Origin of the sequence: Kitasatospora sp. GAS204B, assembly GCF_029892155.1 — a bacterium.
In the GTDB taxonomy this organism is placed as follows: domain Bacteria; phylum Actinomycetota; class Actinomycetes; order Streptomycetales; family Streptomycetaceae; genus Kitasatospora.
Genome location: NZ_JARZAG010000041.1, coordinates 25,105 through 43,755, shown reverse-complemented (window position 1 = coordinate 43,755; position 18,651 = coordinate 25,105). Strand labels below are relative to the sequence as shown.

Below are 18,651 nucleotides of genomic sequence, written 5' to 3'. Positions count from 1 at the left end.
GACGGATCGATGGCAGAAGTAACAGCTGTCGCGCGTAGGCATATTGGCCCGTCCCCTGAGCGGGCGACCGCAACGTGGAACTCCTACCACAAGGTAGGACCCCATTGGCGTGCTTTGTCCGCGAAGTAGCTGGTTCGAATGACTCCGGGGTGATCCCGTTCCGTGCCGGGGCAGGATCGCCGACACTTGCGGTGCAGTGCACCGCCGTTCGGCGGACAGTCGCCGCGTCGGTACCTCTGGGGAGGGTGGGGACAGTCGTGTCAGTGCAGGGGAGTGCGGGAGCGCGCGCCGACCGGAGCGCCGAGGCGCTCCAGCTCATCGCCGGTGTCGTCGACTTGGGGCTGGAGCAGGCGGAGGGGCTGTTGCGCCGGATGCGCGGTGTGCTGGGCCGGTCCGACCTGCACGAGGTGGCGGCGGACGGGCAGGAGGAGTTACGGGCACGCGGCGAGTTGCTTCTGGGTCGCCTCGCGTCCGCTTCCGAGTCGCACTTGGAGGCTGTGGCCCGGCGCGCGGCAGCGGCCCGCAAGCCGTCGCCCGATGCCTGAGCAGCTGCAGGCCCCGGCGTTCAAGTCCCGGGTCGACCAGGCACTGCTCGCCTTCGTCCGGGAGGAGACTGGGCTGCTGGTCGCCGTCGATCCCGAACTGAAGCCGGTGGCTGAGCAGTTGCGTGCTGCGGTGGCCGAGGGTAAACGGCTGCGGGCGGCGTTCGCGTACTGGGGCTGGCGCGCGGCCGGCCAGCCGGACAGTGCGGCGATGGTGCGCGCCGCTTCGGCGATGGAGTTGGTGCACGCGGCGGCCGTGGTCCACGACGACCTGATCGACGACAGTCCGATCCGCCGCGGCGCGCCCACCGCGCACCTGGCCCTGCGCCGGGCCGTCGCAGATGGGCCCGAACGCGAGACCCAGGGACGTGCGTTGGCGATGCTGGTGGGTGATCTGCTGATGTCCTGGGCGGGGCAGCTGTTCGCTGGTTGCGGCCTGCCTGCCGCCTACCTCGCGCGGGCCCGCCCGCTGTGGGCCACCCTCGCCCGCGAGCTGATCGCCGGGGAGTGCCTGGAGATCCTGCGCACCCGAGCAACACCCAGCGCGGAGAGCTCACTTGAGATCATCCGCTACAAGACCGCGAAGTACACCGTCGAGCATCCGCTGCACCTGGGCGCCCTGCTCGGCGGCGCTCCGCCCGCCCTGCTCGCCGCCTTCACCGCCTACGGTGTGCCGCTGGGCGAGGCGTTCCAGCTCCGGGACGACCTGCTCGGCGTCTTCGGCGACCCGCGGCGCACCGGCAAGTCCAACTTGGACGACCTCGCCGGCGCCAAGCCCACGGCGCTGCTCGCCCACGCCCTCACCAGTGCGACACCCGCCGACCGCGCGCGACTCCAGGCCCTGGTGGGCCGTGACGACCTCGGTACCGCCCAACTCGACGAGTTGCGGGAGATCCTGGTCCGTTCCGGAGCCCGCACCCGCGTCGAGGAGATGATCGACGAGCGGGCCACCGCCGCCCGCACCGCGCTCACCCGGGCCGCGCTCCCGCCACAGGCCGCCGGCGCACTCGCCGACCTGGTCGCCGCCGCGGCCGAACGCACCTCCTGACCCACAGCACCGAACGAGGGGGCACCCCATGACCGTGACACCCGAAGCGATGGACGCCCTGCGCCTGACGGGCGACCCGCTCGCCGACGCCGTGGTGGACGCGCTCTTCGAGCGCGGCGACATCGGCAAGTTCAACACCCTGATGCGCTGGTTCGCCCAGAGTGGCCAGCCCTTGCCCGACGACGTCCCCGACGAGGCCCGCGACTACCTGCACACCACCGCCACGCCACCCGACTGGATCGACTGGGACCAGCTGGAGCGGGCCCGGCTCTTCTTCATCCGCAACAACGTGCACATCTCCACCGCGCTGTCCTTCGCCGCGATGCCCGCCTGCTACGTCGTCCCGCACGTCGCCCGCCTGCTCAGCGCCACCCACTCGCTCGACTATCCCTCCAAGCGGATGGCCGAGACCGGCCAGTTCACCGTCTACCTGATGCGCCCCGACGCCTTCGAGGCCGGCGGCCGGTTCCTCCCGGCCGCTCAGAAGGTCCGCCTCCTGCACGCCTCCATCCGCCACCACCTGCGCCGTGAGAACCACTGGGACGAAGCCGCCCTCGGCGTGCCGATCTGTCAGGAGGACATGATCGGCGGGCAGATGATGTTCTCCATCCAGGTGCTGGACGCGCTGCACCGGATGGGCATCCACATCTCCAACGAGGGGGCCGAGGCCTACTTCTACGCCTGGCGGGTCGTCGGCGCCATCCTCGGTGTCGACACTCGGGCCGCACCCGCCGACCTGGCCGAGGCACGCGACTTCTCCGACCTCTACATGGCCCGCCACATGGGCCCCTCCGAGGAAGGCGTCACGCTCACCCGCCAACTCATCGACCTCTACGAGCAGGTCGTGCCCGGCACCCTACTCGACCCGGTGGTCCCCGCGCTGATCCGCTACCTGATCGGCGACACCTGCGCAGACTGGCTCCAAGTCCCGCGCTCCACCTGGGACAAGGCCATCACCCTCGCCCCCACCCTGCTCGGCATCCTGGAACGCATCGAGGACTCCTCCCCCCTCGGAGCCTGGGCCCTGGACCGCCTCGGCGACCTCACCACCCGCTTCGAGCTCAGCTCCCTCACCCGCGGCCGGGTCATGCAGTACGCCATCCCCGAACACCTCCACGACGAACACGGCGTCACCTCCACCAAACACCGCACCGACCCCTGGATCCCGCCCCCGCTCTCCAACAGACTCCCCGCCTGACCACCGCCTGTGAGCGCGGAGTTCACGGTTCGCAACATCGGCCGCGCCGGCTGGAAGCCGCTCTGACCTGACGGATCGTCATTGGCGCCAGGGTGGAATCTCACCGTGCATCTGCTCGCCGCTGGGCAGGGAGAGGAGGAGGCCGAGGGGGTGGAGGCGGCTGAGGCGGACGGCGGCCGCGGCAACGCCGCACAGGACGAAGAGCGCGATCAGGGTCCAGGCGATCCCGAGTGCGATGCAGGCGAATGCCAGGCCCACGACGGAGCCGAGCAGGAGGGTGAAGCCCACCGCCGTGGTGATCGCCTCGCGCAGGCGGCGGCCGCGGCTGTGCGTTCGTTCCCAGGTGGCGCCCGTACCGGTCAGTATGTCGATGAGTGCCTTGGCGTAGATCAGGTTGAGGAACTGGTCGAAGAGGACTTCCGGCACGAGCGCGGCGGCCAGGAGCAGGGCCTTCCATCCGCCGCGTTTGGCGGCCCAGACGCGTTCGAAGGCGGCGACGGAGGTGATCGCGAGCCAGAACCACGGCCACCCGGGGAAGCCCTTGCTGACGGTGTAGTACAGCAGGACGGTGAGGAAGAAGGGGACGAAGGCCACGCTGAGGTACGTGAGCAGTTGCCGGCAGACGTAGGGCAGCGTGACCCGGGTGACGCCGTAGGCCTTGAGGTTGTCCAGGGCGCCGCGTTGCCAGCGCAGCCGCTGGTAGTACAGCCGGGACCAGGTGGGCATGAGTTCGGTGCCCACGATGCAGGCGCACGGTGATACGCACCGGTAGCCCAGGTGTTTGAGGGCGAGGGTCAGTTCGTTGTCCTCGGTCAGCGACTCCACGTCGTACACGTCCCGCCCTCGGGGCAGGGAGCCGTGGGCGCGGGCCTCGTGGACCTGGCGCAGGGCGTTCACCGGGTAGAGGGAGGCGGTGCCGGTCAGGACGTCGGCGCGGCCGTGGCGGCGGTGGAGTTCACGCGCGTAGCGCACGTACTCGTTGTTCTGCAGGTGGCAGACCAGACCGCGCAGGGGGTAGCCGAAGAAGATGGCGCCCACGCCGCCGATGGGCGCTTGGTCCGTTTCCTGGTGGCGCAGGCGCCGGCCGGCCTCGGCGATGAACTGGGGTGAGAGGGAGGTGTCGGAGTCCATGACCATGACGGCGTCGTCGTCGGACAGCTGCGGCAGCAGCCGGGCCAGGACCTGGTTGAGGGCGCCCGCCTTGTCCTGCGTGTTGCCGACCGTCTCGACGGCCTCGGCGCCGTGGGCGGCGCTGATTTCAGCCGTGAGGTCGGTGCAGCGGTCGGCGACCACGATGATCTCGTCCGGGGGCCTGGTCTGGGCCGCGAGCGACTCCAGGGTCTCGCCGATGAGCGCCTCTTCGTTGTGCGCGGGCACCAGCACCACGATCCGGCCAGGTCCCGCATGCCGCAGGTCGGAGATGTGGCCGGGCTTGGTGCGGCCCTCCCGGGTCAGGTTCCTGGGCCTGCGCACGAACGCGGGCCCCCGCGCCTCTCTGCGCGCCTGTCTCCGCATCGGTCCGAACAGGCCCACCAGCGACTCCTCAGCATTCCGCGGCGCCCAGGCGGTCAGGCCGAAGCCAGGAGGCGCACCCAGTGGATTGTCGTGCCGTGCCGCGTCGGTCGTAGCGGCTGTTGCCCCGAACGGAGCATCATGTTCACCATTGGGGGCTGCCGCGGATCTGTACCCCCGCCTCACGCGGAGGTGTAGAGCGGGGCTGCGATGCCGCTGCGAAAGGCGCTCAAGGCTGCGCGAGAGGACCAGACGCGCCAGTCGGTCTCCTTGTCGGCGTTGAACCACACCAGAGCGCTGATCCGGTCGTCGCCGTCGATGGCGGCGAACATGGCCGTGATCCAGGCGGCCTTGTCGCCGCCCAGCTCCGTGCAACCGACCTCCGTGAGCCAAAGCGGCTTCGGGGTGAAGGTACGGATGGTGGCGATGGTGGGATCGAAGACCTCGGTGAAGGTCTGCCAGGTGCTGCCGCTGCGGGAGGTGCCCCAGTTGTAGCCGTCGACGCCCACCAGGTCCACGTACCCGTCGCCCGGGTAGAGCGTGGACAGCGGCGTCGAGCCGGCGTACTGGTTGATCGGCGTCCACAGCCACTTCACGTTGGTTGCGCCGACCGTGGTGAAGATGGCGCGGATGTGTTTCCACGTCGCCACGTACTGCGCGGTGGTGTTCCCGTTGACTCCCGGATCCCACGGGTTCCAGTTCCCGTTCATCTCCGCGCCCCACCGCAGGTAGACGGTGGTGCCGAAGGCCTTCGCAGCGGTCGCCCACCGCGTGATGTAGGCGTCGAAGCTCCCGGCGAGGATGTTGGAGAGTGCGTAGGCGGGCTGGTTCGCGTCGCCGGTCCAGTCCCAGGACTCCCACGTGATGAGCGGCGTCTGGTCGCGCGAGCGGACGTAGGCGGCGTCCGAGGTGGGGAACGGTTGCCGTCCCTCCCACTGGACGTACCACTGCACCACGCTGGGCCGCCGACCCACGGCAGCGTCGTAGCGGTCCAACTGGTCGTGCCATCCGGCAGGATCCCCGAAGGGGTCGGGGACATAGGCCCCGCTGGTGACTTTGCGGACCGTGAAGGAAGTCTCCCCACGCGAGGCAGGTCCGAGATCGGTGCCGGTGGAGACCAGTGCCAGCAGCATCACCCACCAGATGACTGCCCGGATCGGCCGCGCTGCGAACGGTGGACGATTCACCGGTTCGGACATCTGCCGCCAACCCCGTTCTTCGCAAGTCGAGTTCCATGTTCCCCAGGCGCGATCCGGGGATGTCATCGGGCCAGCCAGACGGCCGCATCGCCGGGCAGCAGCCCGTCCTGCAGGCGAACGCTGCTCAGCAGCACCTCCCGGTGGTCCGCCAGGGGAACCGCCTGCGGGCCGAAGTTGACGATGCATTGGAAACCGGAGGGGCGTGTGAACGACAGCAGGTCGGGTACGGCCGTACGGTCCCAGACCAACGCCCCGTCGCCCAGGGCCGGATGGATCCGGCGGATGTGCAGGGCCCTGCGGTACAGCTCGAGCATCGACCGCTCGTCGCCGCGCTGTGACTGGACGGTGAGCTGCTTCCAGCGCGGCGGTTGTGGCAGCCATGGAAGTGCGCCGGCGCGTTCGGGGCTGAAGCCGAACGGCGGGGCGTCGCCGGACCAGGGCATCGGCAGGCGGGAGCCGTCGCGGCCGCGGTCGGTGCGCCCCGACCGCTCCCAGGTGGGGTCCTGCAGGGTCGCGTCGGGCAGGTCCTCGACCTCCCACAGACCCAGTTCCTCGCCTTGGTACAGGTAGACGGAGCCCGGAAGTGCCAGCATGAGCAGGGCGGCCGCCCGCGCGCGCCGCGTGCCCAGGGCCAGGTCGACCGGACCGGGCGGGGAGTGGTTGGCGAGGGTGTGGACCGGGCCGTCGGGCTGCGGCCTCCCGAAGCGGGTGAGGTGCCGCACGACATCGTGGTTGGAGAGCGCCCAGGTCGCCGGGGCACCTACGGCGCCCATCGCGGTCAGGGAGCTGCCGATCGCGGTTCGCAGGTGTGCCGCCCGCCACGGGGCCGTCAGATAGTCGAAGTTGAAGGCGGTGTGCAGTTCATCGGCCCGGACGTAGCGGGCCAGGCGCTCGGAGTTTCGGGCGCACGCCTCGGCGACGAACACGCGAGGCTCGGGGTAGGAGTCGGCCACCGCGCGCCAGCCGCGGAAGATCTCGTGGACACCGTCGCGATCCCAGTGGGGATGATCGGCATGGGCCGCCGACGCGACGAGTTCCATGTCCAGGGGACCCAGGTCGGGTAGACCCGGGGCCTTGACCATGGCGTGCGCAACGTCGATGCGGATCCCGTCGACGCCCAGATCGAACCAGAACCGCAGGATCGACTCGAATTCACGGCGGACCAGGCGACTGTCCCAGTTGAGGTCGGGTTGCTCGGGCGCGAACAGATGGAGATACCACGGGCCGGCCCTGCCGTCGGGTTCGACGATGCGAGTCCACGCGGAACCACCGAAGACGCTGCGCCAGTTGTTGGGCGGGGCGTCACCCCCCGGGCCGGTGCCCGGCCTGAAGATGTAGCGGTCGCGCCCGACGCAGTCCGGGCCGCCCGCCAGCGCTTCGCGGAACCACGGGTGATGGGAGGAGGTGTGGTTCGGCACGATGTCGATCAGGATTCGCAGGCCCAGAGCGTGGATCTCCTCGATCAACGCCCGGGCATCGGTCAGGGTGCCGAAGACCGGATCGATGGCCCGGTAGTCGGCGACGTCGTAGCCTCCGTCGACCATCGGCGAGGGGAACCACGGGTTGACCCACAGAGCGTCCACCCCCAGATCGACCAGGTGGTGCAGGCGTTGGTGGAGCCCGGCGAGGTCCCCGACGCCGTCACCGTTTCCATCGGCGAAACTGCGCAGGTAGACCTGGTAGCAGACCGCGTCACGCCACCAGTCGAGGGCCTGGGCAGACGATCGGTTCCCGGAAACGCCCAGGACCCGCCCTGGCGAGCGCTCGCGTCGTCGATCTGCTCTCACCGGCCCAGGATGCCCCGCAGATGACGGCCCGTAGCGCTGGCACGCCGGGATGACGCGCGAGGGGATGTGCCCGAGGGGGAGATGCAAGGCATCCGGCGCCCCGGGGAACGGCCGGGCACCTCGAGCACTCCTTCTGCCTGTCGTGGCGTCATGAACGAGAAGTCGACAGTGCCACCACGAACCAACCGCGCGAGGGAATCCCGAATCCCTTTACGGGGAATGACTTATCCATTACGCTGAGTAGGCGCAGTGAAATCGCACCCCGGCGTGGCACGTCGACGAACGTGCCCTCGCCTGTTCCTGGCCAGCCCGTACCGGATTCCATGACCGAGGTACTGCTCTGACGCGGCCGGGCTCCCATCGCGGATTCAGCTTGAATCACTCTGATCGACCGTTGGGGCTGGCCACCGGACCCTGGTGAAGTGCCAGTCCCAGCTGCAGCACCCTCCACCAACAGTGCGAGCTTGGACGGAGATCATCATGGCCACCAGTTACTGGTTCAACGTCCTGGACTACGGCGCGACCGCCAATGGCGTCACGGACGACACCACCGCGATTCAAACCGCGATCAACGCGGTGCCCTCCTCCGGCGGAACGGTCGTCTTCCCCGCGGGTACCTACAAGATCTCCTCGGTGCTGGTGGCCCGCTCCAACCTCGTGCTGGAGGGGGTCAGTGACGGCTCGTCAGTGATCGCGCAGAGCAGCACCACCGCCAACGGGCTGACCGGCTCGGACATCACCCGGTTGACCGTCCAGGACCTCACCATCCAAGGGCCGGGCAGCGGCAGCGGTAAAGGGATCGTGCTCACCCGATCGGCCAACCCCGCGACCGTCTCGCTAGCGTTCGCGCGGATGACCGTGAAGTTCTTCGGCGACACCGGAATCGACCTCTCCAACCCGATCGTGTCCACGTTCGAGGGCGTGACCTCGGCCGACAACGGCAACCACGGCTGGAGCATCCACGGTGTCTCCGGAGGTGCCGCGGGGACGAGTTGCTCGTTCTCCTCCTGCTACGCCGACACCAACACCAACGCCGGCTTCCACATCGACACCATGGCCTACTGCTCCTTCGTCGGCTGCGCCGCCGACAACTGCGGCATCGGCTACGAGGTGACCGGCATCGGCAGCCAGGGCATCAGCTTCACCGGATGCGGCGCCGAATCCGCGGTCAACCGCGGCACCGGATACAACGGCTACAGCTGGAAGATCAACGCCGCCATCGGTGTGGGCCTGTACAACTCCTTCACCTACAACAGCCCGAACATCAGCATCTGGGTCACCGGCGCCGCGCGAGCGGTCAGCATCCTCGGATTCGCCGAGAACACGCCCGCCGTCTCGGCGGTCAACTCGGTCACGGTCGACGCCGGCTGTTCGGCCACCCTCGGCGACTGCAGCAACGTGAAGCCCCTGTCGCTGGCGGGCTACACCAACGTCATCAACGACACCGCCGGCGGCACGGTGGCCAGCGGCTTCGTCTACGGCTCGAACTCCGCCTACTACGAAGGCAACGTCTCCACCACCGCCGCACCGACGTCGGCCGAGCACCTGACGCGCAAGGACTACGTCGACGCGAAGGTCAGCCCGGCCCCCGTCACCCTCACCGACGCGGCCACCATCGCCACCAACGCCGCACTGGGAAACCTCTTCCGCGTCACCCTCAAAGGCAACAGAACGCTGGGCACCCCCAGCAACCCCACGGATGGCCAACGCCTCACCTGGGAGCTCATCCAGGACGGCACCGGAAGCCGTGCCCTCATCCTCAGTTCCGCGTTCGGTCTGGGTACCACCATCTCCTCGACCACGCTCACCACGACGCCGAACAAGCGGGACTTCCTCACCGCGGTCTACAACGCCACTGCCGCCAAGTGGTACGTGACCAACTTCGTCAAGGGGTACTGAACCGCTGCGAGCGAGTGCCTGGCGATGTCGGTGTCGGGCTCAGGCGAGGGCTTGGGCAGGTGGGCGTGGGAGGGGCTGCTCGGCCCAGATGGTCTTGCCGGTGCCGGTGTACCGGGTGCCCCAGCGTTCGGTGAGCTGGGCGACCATCATCAGGCCGCGTCCGCCTTCGTCGAAGATGCGGGCGCGGCGCAGGTGCGGTGCCGTGCTGCTGGCGTCGGAGACCTCGCAGATCAGCGTCCGGTCCTTGATGAGCCGCAGCTGGATGGGCGTGGTGGCGTAGCGGATCGCGTTGGTCACCAGCTCGCTGACCGCGAGTTCGGTGACGAAGGCCAGCTCGTCCAGCTCCCACGTGTGGAGCTGCGCGGTCGCCTTCGCGCGGATCTCGGCGACGATGGCCGGATCGGCGGGGACGTCCCAGCTGGCGACGTGCCCGATGTCCAGGACGCGGGTGCGGGCGATGAGCAGTGCGACGTCGTCGGTGGGGCGCTGGTCGAGCATCTCGGCCAGGACGGTGTCGCAGGTGGTGTCGAGCGAGGGGACGGCAGCCGCGGCCAGGGCCGTTCGCAGGGCGCTCAGGCCGGTGTCGACGTCGCGACCACTGGCTTCGATCAGGCCGTCGGTGTACAGCGCGAGCAGGCTGCCTTCGGGAAGTTCGCTCTCGACGCACTCGAAGGGCAGGCCGCCCAGGCCCAGTGGCGGGCCGGTGGGCAGTTCGATGAAGTCCACGCTGCCGTCGGGGGTCACCAGAGCGGGCCAGGGGTGGCCGGCGTCGGCGAGCGAGCACTTACGGGAGACCGGGTCGTAGACCGCGTACAGGCAGGTGGCTCCGAGCTCTCCCGGTGGTACGTCGGCACGCTCCTGCTCGGTGCCGAGCCGGATGACGAGGTCGTCCAGGTGCGCGAGCAGCTCGTCCGGGGCCAGATCGACGTCGGCGAGCGTGCGTACGGCCGTGTGAAGGCGCCCCATGGCGGCAGCGGCGTGGATGCCGTGGCCGACGACGTCACCCACCACGAGGGCGACCCTGGCTCCGGAGAGCGGGATCACGTCGAACCAGTCGCCGCCGACGCCGGCCTGCGAGCCCGCGGGCAGGTACCGGCCCGCGACGTCGACGGCGGTCTGCGCGGGCGTCCCGTCCAGCAGCAGGCTCTGCTGAAGAGCCAGGGCGGTGTTGTGCTCACGCGTGTAGCGGCGGGCGTTGTCGATGCAGACCGCGGCGTGCGCCGCCAGCTCCTCGGCGACCCGCAGGTCGTCCGGCCCGTACGGTGCGGCAGCGGGGTCCTGACGGGTGAGGAGGACGACGCCGAGATTCGTGCCGCGGGCACGCAGCGGCGCGGCGATCAGCGAGTGCGGGCGGTGCCGGCTCACCCAGGCGGCCCGGTCCGGATCCTCGGCCAGCCACTGGGCGATCTCCGGGTCGACCATCCGGTGGACGACGGCGCGGCCGGTGGCCAGGCAGCGGGCGGTGGGGGAGGCCGCCGGGTAGCGGGCCGGCTCGCCGACCGCGACGACGCCCCGCAGGTCCGAGCGGACGGCCGCGCGCCGCAGGACCAGCGGGCCGCCGGCCGGGATCGGCGCGGGCTCGTCCCCCTGCAGCACGGCGTCGAGCAGGTCGACCGAGACGAAGTCCGCGCAGGCCGGCACGGCCACATCGGCCAGCTCCTGGGCGGTGCGGACCACGTCCAGGCTGCTGCCGATCCGCCTGCTGGCCTCGTTGAGCAGCGCCATTCGCTCACGGGCCGCGTGCTGTTCGGAGAAGTCGAGCGCAACCTGCTGCACACCCCGGACCAGGCCGGCCGGGTCCTTGAGCGGGGTGAAATGGCTGGTCCAGGCGTGTGGGCGGGCCTCGCCCGGCACCCGCACGTAGTTCTCGAGCTGCTCCGGCTCACCGGTCGCCGCCACCCGTTCGACGCTGCGCTGCGGGTCCTCGAACAGCGGATCCGGCATGTGCTCGGTGATCCGAAGCCCGCGGAGCTCCTCAGGCGAGGCTCCGAGCTGCCGCGTCATGGCCTCGTTGACGTGCAGGAACCGCCCCTCGGTGTCGTAGATCGCCAGGGCGAACGGGGACTGGTCGAACGACCAGGGGAGCAGCATGGCCTCATCGAGGTCGCCCGCCTGCCGCTCGACCCCGGCCTGGAGCAGCCAGTCGACCCGCCCGTCATCGCCGGCCAGCGACCGCACGCGCAGGCGGCATTCCACCGGCCGTCCGTCGCGACCGCGCAGCACGACGCTGCCGGCCCAGCCCTTGGGTGAACCGAGCTCCTCGCGAGCGGCCCCGGGAAGCGGCGAGGCGAGCAGGCCCGCTGCCGGGCGACCCACCGCTTCGGAGGCGGAGTACCCGAGCAGCTGCTGGGCGCCGCGACTCCAGTGCGTCAGTACTCCGTCCGCGGATGCCACGGCCACGGCCAGGGTCGCACTCGTGGCGAAGGCCTCGCTCGGATGACTGTCGCCGGTCGCTGACGTGTCCATGGTTGACCATCCCGCTTCGGGGCTCCGTTGGTTCAAGGATTCCTCGGGTATGGCCCCATTTCACGTCGATCACTCGTACCAGAGCTGTCAGCCGGGAGCGCTGCAACTGATGCTCCTCAGCGCTGGTGCAGTCTTCTCGCGCCACAGCGGTGTCGCCCGCAGCCTGGCGGGCTGGTACCACCGGATCCGCCCGGTCGCGCAGCAGCGCGGAGACGGACTCAGGGGAGAAGGGGCAGCGTCTCGAGGCCCCGCATGAGTCGTGTGTGTCGCCACTGCAACTCGGCGCTGGGTACGGCGAGCCGGAGCCGGGGGAAGCGAGTGGCGATGGCCCGGAAGGCGATCTCGCCCTCGGCGCGGGCCAGCGGGGCCCCGAGGCAGCGGTGGATGCCGTGCCCGAATGCGAGGTGCCCCTTGGTGTTCCGGTCAAGGTCGAGCCCGTCGGGTTCGGAGAACTGGGCGGGATCGCGGTTGGCGGCTCCGGGTGCGATGAGCACGGGTGAGCCGGCCGGGATCTCCACGCCGCCGAGGCTGATGGCCTCGGTGGCGAAGCGGAAGGTGGCCATGCTGACGGGGGAGTCGAACCGCAGCAGCTCGTCGACGGCTGCGTCGACCAGCTCGGGTTCCTTGCGCAGCCGATCAAGCGAACCCGGAGCCTGGAGCGCGGCCAGCAGCCCGTTGCCGATCAGGTTGGTGGTGGTCTCGTGTCCGGCTACCAGCAGGAGGACGGCGAGGGAGAGGAGTTCGTCTTCGCTGAGCCGGTCCGCGCCGTCGCGGGCCCGGATGAGGTCCGTGAGCAGGCTGCCGTCGGGCGTCCGACGCTTGGCTGCGATGAGGTCGGCCAGGTAGTCGGCGATGGTGTGGGACGCGGAGTCGATCCGCTCGGGCTGCCCGGCCGCGAACAGCTCGTTCGACCACACGCGTACGTCCGCACGGTCCGGCTCGGGTACGCCCAGCAGCTGGCAGATTACGGTGACGGGGAGCGGGACGGCGAAGCTCTCGATGGCGTCGGTCTGCTCGCCGGGCGTCCACTGGTCGAGCAGCTTGTCGACCACGCTCTCGATGTACGGGCGGAGCCGTGCAACAGCCCCTGGGGTGAACGCCTTTGTGACCAGGTGCCGCAGTCGGGTGTGCTGCGGAGGATCGGTGGCGAGCATGCTGTGGGACACCGCCGGGTGCAGGCGTCGCCCGGTGTCCTTGCCGGCGAAGAAGACGGCCGTGTCCTTCGACAGCCGAGAGTCGGCGAACGCCGCTCGGGCTTCGGCGTAGCCGGTCACCAGGAAGCTGGGCCGGCCTTGGCCGCCGGGCATCTTCATCACCGGCGCGGAGCTCCGAAGGGCTGCGAAGGTGGGGTAGGGGTCCTGGAAGAAGGCAGGGTCCTGGAGCGGATTGCTCATGCTCATCCCTTCGCTCGTGGCGTACGCCTGGGCCACCGAGCGTAGCCAGCGAGCCAAGGCCGCGTCACCGTCGAGGATGATCTCGGGCAGCGCAGCGGTGAAGTCCCGCCAGGGCGGGCCGAGATCGGCGGCCGGGTCAGTCACAGGCAGGGCAGGCCGCGCACGGTGAGGCTGAGGCCGACGGCGAGGACGACGCCGGCGGTCAGCAGGGAACTGTACGGAGCGAAGCGGCGCAGGGTGGGCAGCCGGCGGGCGGTGAGGCCGGCCAGCCGGGTGCTGCCGCCGGCCAGCAGGACACCGGCTGCGGCGAGGGCGAGGGCCATGCCCACGCCGTACCCGATCACCAGCAGGACGCCGAACAGGGTGCGGCCCAGGGCGACCGCGCCGAGCAGCACGACCAGTGCGGAGGGGCTGGGCACCAGACCGCCGGCCAGGCCGATGCCGAGCAGCGAGGGGAGGTTGGCCAGTCGGCGCCGGTGGGGGTGCTCGGCGTCGTGCGCCGGGTCGTGGTTGTGCGGGTGGCTGTGCCCGTGCGGGTGGGCGTGGTCGTGCCCGTGGTGATGGTCCTGTTCCGGTGCCTGCCGGCGCAGCGCGCGGATCGCGCGCAGCAGCAGGCTCGCGCCCACCACCGTGATCAGCGCCCCGCCCACGGCACCGAGCCAGCCCAGCACCCGCTCGCCCGCCAGGCCGACCGAGGCCGTCAACGCCAGGCCGACCAGCAGCACGCCGGCCGTGTGCGTCGCGGTCACCGTGGCGCCGACCGCCAGTGCCGCGCGCAGACCGCCGCGGCGTTGGGCCAGGCAGGCGGCCACGGCGAGCTTGGCGTGGCCCGGCAGGGCCGCGTGGCCGGCGCCGAGCAGCAGCGAGAGCGCGACCGCGAGCAGACCGACGGGGACGGTCAGGTCGCGGGAGCCGACCAGGGCGCCGAGCCGCCGTTCCAGCCCGGGGAAGAGCACCCAGCCACCGTTCGCGGTCGGCAGCGCGCCGGTGGCCGGTTCGTCGGCGGCCGGCAGGGCGCCGGCGTCGCCGGGCGCGCTGTGCAGCTCGGCGCTGAGCACGCCGAGCGGCTGATCGAGCAGGCCCTGCGGGTAGGCGGTGAGGCCGCCGCTGATGTTCTGGCCGGGGACGGAGGAGCCGGTCAGCCGGACTCGCTCGCCGGCCGTCGCGGTGATCTCCTTCCAGCCGATCCGTCCGCCGTCGGCGCCGGAGGCGAAGGTGACGGCCGCGGGCCGGGTGAGGTCGGCGTCGGCGGCGAGGGCGCAGGCGAGTTGGGCGGTGGGCAGGTCGGCCGCGCCGGGGCGGTAGGAGAGCGCGCTGCTGACGACCCGCCAGGTGATCTCGCGGCCGTCCACCGACGTCCGGATGCCCGAGGCCAGGTCGGTGCACCGGGTGGCGGCCCGGGCGGCCGCCTCGGTGGGGCTGATCCGGCCGTCGTGGTCGGTGTCGGTGGCGTCCTGGTCCTGGGCGGTGGGGATCTCCGCGCTGTCCACCAGGGCGGTGTCCTCGATCCGGTCGGGGAAGAGCCGCAGTTGGTCGAGCCGGTTGATCGAGAAGTTGCCGAGCGGGTGGGCCTGCGCGGTGGTGACGCCGGTGGTGAGGGTGAGGAGGAGCGTGGCCAGGAGGCAGAGCGCGGCCTGCTGCGGGCGGTTCACGGGAGTTCCTGACGGTGACGGACGGGGTTCCTGACGGACGAGGTTCCTGACGGACGGCTGGCGGGCAAGAGGGCGGTTCAGGGGTCACGGCGCGGACGCCGTCGCCAGCCCGGCGAGCAACTGCCGGGCCAGCGGGGCGTGGTAGGGCGAGAAGTGCGGGTTGAGGGCGAGCGCCTCCCGCAGGTCGTCGGCCGCCTCCGGCCGGCCGAGGGCGGCCTCGACCGCGCCCCGGTGGTAGGCGAAGAGCGGGTTGTGCCAGCCCGTGGCGGCCGCCTGGTGCAGCAGGTCGAGCGCCTCGTCGTCCTGCCCGGCGCGGTGCAGCGCCCAGCCGAGGGCGTCCGCGACCAGGACGCTGCGGCGCCGGTCCCACTCCCCGCGCAGCAGCCGCACCGCCGCCGCCGGGTCGCCGTAGTCGGCCTGATAGAGCATCAGCGCCGGGTCGACGGGCGCGTTGCCATCGCCGGCAGCCAGCAGTCGCACCTGGGCCGCGAGTGCGGACAACTGCCCGGCAGCGGCGCCGTCCTGCCGCTGGGAGAGCTCCAACTCGGCCAGCTCCAGCAGGAACTGGGGCAGCGGAGCGCGCGCCACCAGCCGCTGGTAGTCCGTCACCGCCTCGGCCACCCGGCCGCCGGCCGCCAGCACCCGGGCGTGCCCCGCCTGGGCGTAGTAGTCGTCGGGGGCGAGCGCCAGGGCGCGCTGGTAGTGGCCGTCCGCCTCGTCCAACCGGCCGTGGTCCCAGGCGAGGTCGCCGAGCCGGTGCTCGCAGAACGCGGTGTCGCCGGGTGTGCTCGCGCTGTCCAGCGCACGTCCGAGGGCGATCCGCGCCTCCTCCGCCCGCCCGTGGGTCTCCAGGTCGTAGGCGGCACGGGTGTAACCGGGCACGGTCGGCGCCAGATCGAGCAGGCGCTGGGTGGCGGCGGTGGCGGCCGGGTAGTCGCCGAGCTGGATTTCGGCGTCGGCCAGCACCAGGTAGCCGGTCGCCCGGTCGGGGGCCATCGCGGTCGCGCGCTGCCCGGCGTCCCGGGCGGCGGCGAACTCGTGGCGGGCGTTGGCGAGCATGCCGGTGCCGGTCAGCGCGCCGTAGTTGGCCTCCGGCTTGAGCGCCAGCGAGCGTCGGAACGCCTGGTCGGCGTCGGCGAGGCGGTCCGCGTCCAGGGTGAGCCGGGCCTGGTCGAGGTCGGCCATCCCCAACTGCTGCCAGGCGTACGGGTCCGCGGGTCGATCGCGGACAGCCGACCGGGCGCTCTGGAGCCGGTCGACCGTGGGCTGCGGCTGCGGCTGCGGCTGCGGCACGGCGCCCGGGCCGGCCGTCGGCGGTGCGAGCGGGCCGGTCGGTCCGAGGGCGAGCAGGCCGACCGCGCACCCGAGCACGACCGCGGCCGCGCCCGCCGCCCGGCCCGCCGTGCGCCACCGGGAGGGGTGGCGCACGGTGAACAGGCGGCGAACGGGCCGCTGTTGGGGATCGTCGGAGGTCACGGCAGGGCGTGCGGCAGGTTGAGGTACGGGAAGCTGTCGGTGGCCGGCTTCGGCTGGAGGTCGAAGAGCGGCGACGGCAGCAGCCCGGCGGCGGACGGGCCGCCGGGCTCGCCCTCCAGCATCCGCAGCAGCGAGTTGTCGATCATGTCGTTGGGTCGGCGGCCGTTCGGGTAGCCCTGGAGGTCGCCGTCCAGCACCCCGAACCGGTTGGGATTGGCGCTCACCGGCGTGCCGAGGTTGAGCCGCAGCTCGTCGGCCCAAGCCAGCGCGCCCGGGTCGGCGTCGGCGTTCATCGCCTGGGTGTTGAGGTCGAAGCCGAACTTGGCGCCGTTGTTCTTGCCGATCCCGCCGAGGAACAGGGCGCGGATGTCGGCGCGCGGGGTGGGCGGGGCGGGGAAGTTGCCGGCGGCCGCGATCTTGTGCGGCGGGGCGGGGTCGAGCGCGGAGTCGAGGAACGCCTGGTCGTGCTGGTCCTGGTCGGCCGGGCGGCCGTTGAAGCGGTCCTCGGGGCCGCCCGGGGTGGCGATGCCGCCGAAGGTGCCCCAGAGCGCGAACATGATGTGCGGGTTGCCGAGCCGGCCGACCTGACGGTACGAGGCGTCCTGGGCGCGCAGGTCCTTGGTGAGGTCGGCGCCGGGGCGGGACATGGTGGCCCATACGCCGACCACCGGGTTGCGGCTGACGTCGCCCTTCAACGCCAGTTCGCTCTTGGGCACTTGCAGGATCAGGCTGCTGACGTTGACCGCCGCGAGCGGGTTGGCGGCCGGCAGGTAGCCCGGCACCGGGCCGGCCGTCCCGAGGATGAAGTAGCCGAAGACCCGGGAGTCGGCCTGGAAGGACTCCGCGGTCTGGGCGGCCACCGAGCGGCCGCCGCCGGGGAGCGCGGTGGTGGCCTGGTCGCGCAGCGTCCGGTAGTCGGGCATCAGGCCGCTGCTCTGCTGGGTGGGGGCGACCGGGGCGTCCCTGACCAGGACCTCGGGCGCCTGGCCGGCCCGGATCCGCTCCAGCGTGTAGTACTGGCGGAACAGCAGCGTGCTGTCGTTCAGCGAGCGGACCGGGCCGACGGCGATCGGACCGGCGCCGAACAGTCGCCGGTCCTCGGTGCGGAAGGTCCACCGGTAGGTGATGTCGGAGCCGCCGGTGCCGCGCCCGTCGAGGTGGATCTCGTAGCGGGCGCCGCCGGTGGCGAACGGGTAGTTGACCGGCGCCGGGGTGCTGCCGGGCAGCTGGGTCGGCTGGACGTCGGCGATGATGGTCGCCATGTCCGGGTTGTCCGGGCTGCTGAAGGCGTAGATGTCGGTGAAGTTGGCCTGCGGGTCGGCGATCACACCGGGCGCGTCGAAGTGGCCGCCGGCCTGGCTGGTGCCGACGTAGGGGCCGGCCATCGCGGCGGTGGTGAGCAGCGCGGTGGCGGCGGCGAACGCGAGCCGTCTGGCGCGGCGGGCAGGGTGGCGGGGCATCGGCAACTCCAGGGCTGGGAGGGGGCGGTGCGGACTCGCCGCGCAGCACGAGGGACGGACGGTGACTCGCCGGGAACCACTGCGGCGGGCTGTCCGTGACCACACCCTAGGGCCGCTGTGGATCATGGATTGGCCAGGTCGCGGGGGCGCCAGTCGAACGAGTGATGATCTTCACTCGGCCGAGTGAGATCGATAGCCGCGGCCGCGTCAGGTGCGCTAGAGATGGGCCTGCTTCGCCGACGAAGCATCAACTTCGCATGAAAACTGGAGAACTGACCATGCGTCTGTTCCACACGGTCGCCGCCCTCGCCCTGGCCGGCGCCCTGGCCCTGTCGGCCGCGCCGGCCAACGCCGGCGCCGCCGCGCTGCCGGGCGGCCCGGCGGCCCCGGCGGCCACCGCCGCGGAAAGCCCGAACGGTCCGGCCGCACCTGGCATCTACATCTCCCCGTGGGGCAGCGCCCACGTCCGGGTCAGCGCCGAGACCGCGGCCTGGCTGACCCGCAACGGCGTCAAGCTCGGCGCGATCGCGCCGTTCGTGCTGGACCCCGACGGCCTCGGCTTCGACATGCCGATCGGTTCCACGGCCGGCGACCACCTCGACTCCCAGGGGCGGATCTTCTACCCCGGCGGGATGACCCTCGACCAGGCGAGCAGCGGCACCCACGTCGAACTCGAGCCCACCTGGATCCGGATCGTGCCCCAGCCCGGCTACTCGGCCGGTGTGCGGGTCAACGGGCAGAAGGTCAGCGACGAGACCCTGCTCGCCTACACCACCCCCGCCGAGGTGCTCGCCAACGGCCGTCCCACCCTCACCGGCTTCAAGCTCGACCGGGTGCCGTTCCACATCACCCAGGAGACCGCCGCCCTGACCACGCAGTACTTCGGTGAGGGTCTGAAGGCGGATTCCATGTTCGGCACGCTGACCCCGCGCTTCGACTACGTGCCCAGCTAGGGCGTGTTTCATAATTCGCGCCGGTGACGTGCGACGGGAACCGGGCGGGTCGCGCGAGGTGTCGT

At 71.4% G+C, this 18,651-nt stretch carries 13 protein-coding genes; 5 read left to right on the top strand and 8 right to left on the bottom strand.

The window, feature by feature from the left end; all coding sequences use genetic code 11:
• The first annotated feature begins 257 nt into the window (after positions 1–257).
• Genes P3T41_RS34285 through P3T41_RS34275 form a run of 3 tightly spaced genes read left to right on the top strand, consistent with a single transcriptional unit; the run spans position 258 to position 2,788 of the window.
• A complete protein-coding gene (locus P3T41_RS34285) occupies positions 258–545 on the top strand; it encodes a polyprenyl synthetase (RefSeq protein ID WP_280694550.1) in 288 nt (95 codons plus the stop codon).
• Positions 538–1,590 (top strand): polyprenyl synthetase family protein, encoded by a 1,053-nt coding sequence (locus tag P3T41_RS34280; protein WP_280694549.1) that lies wholly within the window; start codon positions 538–540, stop codon positions 1,588–1,590. Before P3T41_RS34285 ends, P3T41_RS34280 begins: the two co-directional genes overlap by 8 nt.
• A gap of 28 nt (positions 1,591–1,618) precedes the next feature.
• Positions 1,619–2,788, top strand: a complete 1,170-nt coding sequence (locus P3T41_RS34275; RefSeq protein ID WP_280694548.1) for an oxygenase MpaB family protein — start codon at positions 1,619–1,621, stop codon at positions 2,786–2,788.
• Between the two features lie 78 nt (positions 2,789–2,866).
• Here the strand turns inward: P3T41_RS34275 and P3T41_RS34270 are convergent, their stop codons facing one another.
• The 3 genes from P3T41_RS34270 to P3T41_RS34260 form a co-directional block, all read right to left on the bottom strand.
• A complete protein-coding gene (locus tag P3T41_RS34270; RefSeq protein ID WP_280694547.1) occupies positions 2,867–4,261 on the bottom strand; it encodes a glycosyltransferase family 2 protein in 1,395 nt (464 codons plus the stop codon).
• A gap of 221 nt (positions 4,262–4,482) precedes the next feature.
• Positions 4,483–5,433: a glycosyl hydrolase gene (locus P3T41_RS34265; protein WP_280694561.1), complete on the bottom strand. Its 951-nt coding sequence runs from the start codon at positions 5,431–5,433 to the stop codon at positions 4,483–4,485.
• 128 nt (positions 5,434–5,561) lie between these two features.
• Complete coding sequence (locus P3T41_RS34260; protein ID WP_280694560.1) at positions 5,562–7,244, bottom strand: alpha-amylase family glycosyl hydrolase; 1,683 nt, start codon at positions 7,242–7,244, stop codon at positions 5,562–5,564.
• 522 nt (positions 7,245–7,766) lie between these two features.
• Here P3T41_RS34260 and P3T41_RS34255 point away from each other — a divergent pair.
• Entirely contained in the window at positions 7,767–9,185 is a 1,419-nt protein-coding gene (locus P3T41_RS34255) for a glycosyl hydrolase family 28-related protein (protein ID WP_280694546.1), read from the top strand.
• Positions 9,186–9,224: 39 nt separating this feature from the next.
• On the opposite strand, the gene P3T41_RS34250 is transcribed toward P3T41_RS34255, so the two are convergent.
• The 5 genes from P3T41_RS34250 to P3T41_RS34230 form a co-directional block, all read right to left on the bottom strand.
• Entirely contained in the window at positions 9,225–11,651 is a 2,427-nt protein-coding gene (locus tag P3T41_RS34250; protein WP_280694545.1) for a SpoIIE family protein phosphatase, read from the bottom strand.
• Between the two features lie 218 nt (positions 11,652–11,869).
• A complete protein-coding gene (locus tag P3T41_RS34245) occupies positions 11,870–13,045 on the bottom strand; it encodes a cytochrome P450 (protein ID WP_280694559.1) in 1,176 nt (391 codons plus the stop codon).
• A gap of 140 nt (positions 13,046–13,185) precedes the next feature.
• Positions 13,186–14,697: a nickel transporter gene (locus P3T41_RS34240; RefSeq protein WP_280694544.1), complete on the bottom strand. Its 1,512-nt coding sequence runs from the start codon at positions 14,695–14,697 to the stop codon at positions 13,186–13,188.
• Between the two features lie 84 nt (positions 14,698–14,781).
• Complete coding sequence (locus tag P3T41_RS34235; RefSeq protein ID WP_280694543.1) at positions 14,782–16,173, bottom strand: tetratricopeptide repeat protein; 1,392 nt, start codon at positions 16,171–16,173, stop codon at positions 14,782–14,784.
• Complete coding sequence (locus P3T41_RS34230) at positions 16,170–17,633, bottom strand: DUF4331 domain-containing protein (RefSeq protein ID WP_280694542.1); 1,464 nt, start codon at positions 17,631–17,633, stop codon at positions 16,170–16,172. Before P3T41_RS34230 ends, P3T41_RS34235 begins: the two co-directional genes overlap by 4 nt.
• A 278-nt stretch (positions 17,634–17,911) precedes the next feature.
• Here P3T41_RS34230 and P3T41_RS34225 point away from each other — a divergent pair, with 278 nt between their 5' ends.
• Positions 17,912–18,586: a hypothetical protein gene (locus P3T41_RS34225; RefSeq protein WP_280694541.1), complete on the top strand. Its 675-nt coding sequence runs from the start codon at positions 17,912–17,914 to the stop codon at positions 18,584–18,586.
• Positions 18,587–18,651: the final 65 nt, after the last annotated feature.